This is a genomic window from Citrobacter sp. S46_ASV_140 (genome assembly GCF_018919545.1).
GTDB classification, from domain to species: domain Bacteria; phylum Pseudomonadota; class Gammaproteobacteria; order Enterobacterales; family Enterobacteriaceae; genus Citrobacter; species Citrobacter braakii.
Map to the genome: position 1 here is coordinate 1 of NZ_JAHLRC010000189.1, position 4,627 is coordinate 4,627.

Annotated in this window: 6 protein-coding genes; 1 reads left to right on the forward strand and 5 read right to left on the reverse strand. The window is 53.8% G+C overall.

Going from position 1 to position 4,627, the window contains the following annotated elements; translation table 11 throughout:
- The 3 genes from KQJ19_RS22370 to yebG form a co-directional block, all read right to left on the reverse strand.
- The coding region (locus tag KQJ19_RS22370) for a tellurite resistance TerB family protein (RefSeq protein ID WP_216404175.1) at positions 1-553 on the reverse strand (553 nt) is incomplete at its 3' end.
- A gap of 101 nt (positions 554-654) precedes the next feature.
- The gene (gene yebF, locus KQJ19_RS22375) at positions 655-1,008 is read right to left on the reverse strand and encodes a protein YebF (RefSeq protein WP_094761903.1); all 354 of its coding nucleotides are present in this window, start codon (positions 1,006-1,008) and stop codon (positions 655-657) included.
- Positions 1,009-1,129: 121 nt separating this feature from the next.
- On the reverse strand, positions 1,130-1,420 hold the full coding sequence (gene yebG, locus KQJ19_RS22380) for a DNA damage-inducible protein YebG (protein ID WP_003833810.1): 291 nt from the start codon (positions 1,418-1,420) through the stop codon (positions 1,130-1,132).
- A gap of 132 nt (positions 1,421-1,552) precedes the next feature.
- On the opposite strand from yebG, the gene purT reads away from it, so the two are divergent.
- Positions 1,553-2,731: a formate-dependent phosphoribosylglycinamide formyltransferase gene (gene purT / locus KQJ19_RS22385; RefSeq protein WP_046276424.1), complete on the forward strand. Its 1,179-nt coding sequence runs from the start codon at positions 1,553-1,555 to the stop codon at positions 2,729-2,731.
- Between the two features lie 66 nt (positions 2,732-2,797).
- Here the strand turns inward: purT and kdgA are convergent, their stop codons facing one another.
- Both kdgA and KQJ19_RS22395 read right to left on the reverse strand, forming a co-directional pair.
- Positions 2,798-3,439, reverse strand: a complete 642-nt coding sequence (gene kdgA / locus KQJ19_RS22390) for a bifunctional 4-hydroxy-2-oxoglutarate aldolase/2-dehydro-3-deoxy-phosphogluconate aldolase (protein ID WP_016152768.1) — start codon at positions 3,437-3,439, stop codon at positions 2,798-2,800.
- Positions 3,440-3,473: 34 nt separating this feature from the next.
- A partial coding sequence (locus KQJ19_RS22395) for a dihydroxy-acid dehydratase (protein WP_216404176.1) occupies positions 3,474-4,627 on the reverse strand: 1,154 nt, incomplete at its 5' end.

A 4,627-nucleotide genomic window follows, 5' to 3' on the forward strand; every position in this document is an offset into this window, starting at 1 on the left:
CCATAAAGTGGTCGATATCAATCGCCGCACAGCTCAGGAAGTAAATTTCCAGCGCCTCTTCTTCGTTGCGGATCCCTTGTGCCAGGCGCTGAGGATCTAACGGTTGTTCAATAGCGCGTTCGATCAGAACACGGCCCTGCTCTTCCACGCCTGCTTCACGAAGTTGCTGCTCAATGGCGGTACGTTCTTTGGCATCAATATGACCATCGCTTTTCGCCGCAAAAACCAGCGCCAGGATCAGTCGTTCGGTTCGCTCATCCAGCGGCGAGCTTTGTGCACCGAACTGCGGCTCACCCTGATGCGCCGCGCGAACCTTATCCTTGTATTTGTTCCATAATACGGTACCGGCAACCGCACCGCCGCCCACCAGAAGCGCGCTGGTGCCGTATTTACTCAGTAATTTACGTGAAGATTTGTTGGCAACCAGTAATCCTGCCAGACCGCCTAACGCGCCGGGAACCAGAAGTTTACTCAGCCCTTGCTCACCAGAAGATGACGCGGAAGATCCTTTTTGCCCAAGAAGAGATTGAAGTTGATTCAGCCAGTTAGCCATGTTGCCCCTCAAGTACAGACGAATAATCATCAAAGCGTACCCGAGGGGATGTCAGGAAGTGTTCAGGTCATCAAAAGAAGTGCAAATACCTTCTACCTTCGTTACTGCGACTGATACTCCGCCGTTCCGGCTTTGCAGTCGACTTTTACCTGGTAGTGAATATCCGCGCTTTTACCGCGAACCGTGAGGGGAACTGACCATTTCCCATCTTTGCCCGTAATATCGGGCGTGTTGACCCAGGCGACAGGATCGGCTTGCCCGACGCGTTTTTGATCGTCAGCCCAGCGCGCGATGCGATTTTGCTGATAATCACGTTTCACGCTCGCCGCGATACCGTCAGCATTCAGCCCTTCGCACTTGGGGAACTGAACATTCTTGCTTTCCATATTTGCCGCAAATACAGATACGCTGGCAGACAACAACAGCAGGCTCAACAACGCTCTTTTTTTATACATTCTTTTCTCCTTAATCTCCCCTTCGTCCTTCAGGTTGCCTGTTGCAACGTGAAAAGACGTCAGGGATTGCACAATGATTCAGGGAAAAGCATGGTACAAAACGTCAGGAGCGCAAGTCGTTTCAGGCAGCCTGAGTATCATCCTCAGCGTGCGCATCGTTTTCGACCGCCTGCGGAGAGGGCAGCTTGCCGTTTTTCAGAATGGCGCTCAGCACATCTTTCTGCTCAGCCAGCCACAGGGAAAGCGCTTCGCGCTGCTCGTCTTCCAGCGCTACCGGCGATTGCTCCAGCCATGTGTCGAGCAAATCTGCTGTATCAAGCATTTTGTCATACGCATCGGCTTCCTTTTTGCTGGTAAACGACATTTTTTCCTCACCTTCCCGAATGACTACGTATTTAACTTCAACCGCCATTTTTGCAGCCTCTTAAATTACCTGTATTTATGTACAGTATATTCTTTTTGCGCCTTGAAATCAACCTGGTAATAAAGACAGACGCAAACGTTTTCGTATATACTGCGCCCAGATAAAACAGGGGATTAATTTATGACGTTATTAGGCACAGCGCTGCGTCCCGCAGCAACGCGAGTGATGTTATTAGGTTCAGGTGAACTGGGTAAAGAGGTGGCGATTGAATGCCAACGCCTGGGTGTGGAAGTCATTGCCGTGGATCGTTACCCCGACGCGCCAGCCATGCACGTTGCCCATCGCTCATACGTAATCAACATGCTGGATGGCGATGCTTTACGCCAGCTCGTCGAGCGTGAAAAACCACATTATATCGTGCCGGAAATAGAGGCGATTGCCACGGATATGCTGGTAAAACTGGAACAGGACGGTCAAAACATCGTGCCGTGCGCCCGGGCGACGCAGTTGACCATGAACCGCGAAGGAATCCGTCGTCTCGCCGCCGAAGAATTATCTCTACCGACCTCTTCTTACCGCTTTGCTGACAGCGAAGCCCGCTTTCGCGAGGCCGTCGCCGAAATCGGCTATCCCTGCATCGTGAAGCCGGTAATGAGTTCCTCCGGTAAGGGACAGAGCTTTATCCGTTCCGCCGATCGACTCACTGAAGCCTGGAATTATGCTCAACAAGGCGGCCGAGCAGGTGCCGGACGCGTTATCGTCGAAGGCGTAGTGAATTTTGATTTTGAAATCACCCTGCTTACCGTCAGCGCCGTTGATGGCGTGCATTTCTGCGCACCGGTAGGACATCGTCAGGAAGATGGCGATTATCGCGAATCCTGGCAGCCGCAGCAAATGAGTGACCTGGCGCTGGCTCGAGCGCAGGAGATTGCCCGTAAGGTGGTGCTGGCGCTGGGCGGCCACGGTCTGTTTGGGGTAGAGCTATTTGTCTGCGGTGATGAGGTCATTTTCAGCGAAGTTTCCCCTCGCCCTCACGACACGGGTATGGTGACCTTGATTTCGCAGGATCTGTCTGAGTTTGCCCTGCATGTACGCGCATTTCTCGGTCTGCCGGTTGGCGCAATCCGTCAGTATGGGCCTTCTGCTTCTGCCGTTATTCTGCCGCAGCTTACCAGCCAGAATGTCACGTTTGATAACGTACAGGCCGCTGTGGGCACAGGTATGCAAGTCAGATTCTTCGGCAAGCCGGACATCGACGGGAGCCGTCGTATGGGCGTTGTGCTGGCCACAGCGCAGAGTATTGAAGACGCGGTGACACGCGCGAAAGACGCGGCGGCACAGGTGAAAGTCGCAGGATAAAAAACGGGCCAGATGGCCCGTTTCAGACTCGCAGGCCCGGTAATGATTACCGGGCATTTTGCGTTATTACAGCTTCGCGCCTTCTACTGCTTCACGAGCCAGCTTGGTAATGCGTGCGTAATCACCAGCTTCCAGCGCATCTGCCGGAACCAGCCAGGAACCACCGATGCACAGCACGCTTTTTAGTGCCAGGTAATCACGGTAGTTCGCCGGAGAGATACCGCCGGTTGGGCAGAAACGGACCTGAGAGAACGGACCCGCAATTGCCTGCAGCGCTTTAGTACCGCCGTTAGCTTCCGCCGGGAAGAATTTGAACTCTTTCAAACCGTAGTCCATACCCAGCATCAGTTCAGAAACGGTGCTTATGCCTGGGATCAGCGGAATAGTGCCTTCAGTTGCAGCTTTCAACAGCGGCTCGGTCAGGCCCGGGCTGATAGCAAACTGCGCACCCGCTTCAGTGACTTCAGCCAGCTGTTGTGGATTCAGTACGGTACCCGCACCCACGATAGCGTCCGGAACTTCTTTTGCGATCGCGCGAATGGCATCCATCGCACATGCGGTACGTAAGGTCACTTCCAGAACGCGCACGCCCCCTGCAACCAGCGCTTTTGCCATTGGCACCGCGTGTTCCAGTTTATTAACCACGATAACCGGTACAACCGGGCCAGTGGTCAGGATTGCTTCTGCACTTGTCTTCCAGTTTTTCATCAGAGTTTTCTCTCGCCTGATTACAAAATAAGTCTTAAAAAGTGATACAGGTTGCGCCCTGCTCCGCACCGGACAGCTTTTCACGCAACGCGCTGAACATTTCACGTCCCGTACCCACGCGCGATGCGCTGAGATCGGGAATGTGTGGCTGACGGGAGGCAAGTTCCTCTTCATCCACCAGCAGCGTCAATTCACCTGTCTGTCCATTCACACGAATGATGTCGCCATCGCGTACTTTTGCCAGCAGCCCGCCATCATAGGCTTCCGGGGTTACATGGATTGCTGAAGGCACTTTACCTGAAGCACCTGAAAGTCGTCCATCGGTAACTAACGCAATTTTGAAACAACGGTCCAATAATACACCAAGTGGCGGCATGAGTTTATGTAATTCTGGCATTCCGTTCGCTTTTGGTCCCTGATGGCGCACAACCACCACGCAATCCCGGTCAAGCAGACCCGCATCGAACGCGGGTAACACATCATGCTGACTTTCAAAGACAACTGCCGGCGCTTCAATAATCTGGTTTTCTACCGGTACCGCCGACGTTTTCATCACCGCACGCCCGAGGTTACCGCTCAGTACTTTGGTGCCGCCGTGGTGGGAGAATGGTTGGTCAAAGGTGGCGATCACGTTGCTGTCCAGAGACTTCACCGCCCCTTCGCGCCAGTCCAGTTCACCCTCGTTAAGCCACGGTTCCATGGTGTAGCGGGATAAACCGAATCCGGCAACGGTGTTCACATCTTCATGTAGCAGACCCGCATTAAGCAGTTCACGCATTAACACCGGTACGCCACCCGCCGCCTGGAAGTGGTTAATATCTGCTGGACCATTCGGGTACAGACGCGCCATCAGCGGCACGATATCGGACAGATCGGAGAAATCATCCCAGTTAATCAGAATCCCGGCCGCACGCGCCATAGCCACCAGGTGCATCGTATGGTTGGTAGAGCCCCCGGTCGCCAGCAGCGCCACAATACCGTTCACTACCACTTTTTCATCGATCATTTTACCGATCGGCATCCATTCATTGCCGTTGCCGGTCAGGCGTGTTACCTGACGGGCTGCTGCCGCGGTCAGCGCTTCACGCAGCGGCGCATCAGGATGTACAAATGAGGAGCCAGGCAGTTGCATACCCATAAACTCCACCACCATCTGGTTAGTGTTCGCCGTGCCGTAGAACGTACAGG

Bases quoted from the DNA above. Each gene is read 5' to 3' on its own strand.
- yebF (WP_094761903.1), bottom strand. From the start codon at position 1,008: ATGTATAAAAAAAGAGCGTTGTTGAGCCTGCTGTTGTTGTCTGCCAGC.
- yebG (WP_003833810.1), bottom strand. From the start codon at position 1,420: ATGGCGGTTGAAGTTAAATACGTAGTCATTCGGGAAGGTGAGGAAAAA.
- purT (WP_046276424.1), top strand. From the start codon at position 1,553: ATGACGTTATTAGGCACAGCGCTGCGTCCCGCAGCAACGCGAGTGATG.
- kdgA (WP_016152768.1), bottom strand. From the start codon at position 3,439: ATGAAAAACTGGAAGACAAGTGCAGAAGCAATCCTGACCACTGGCCCG.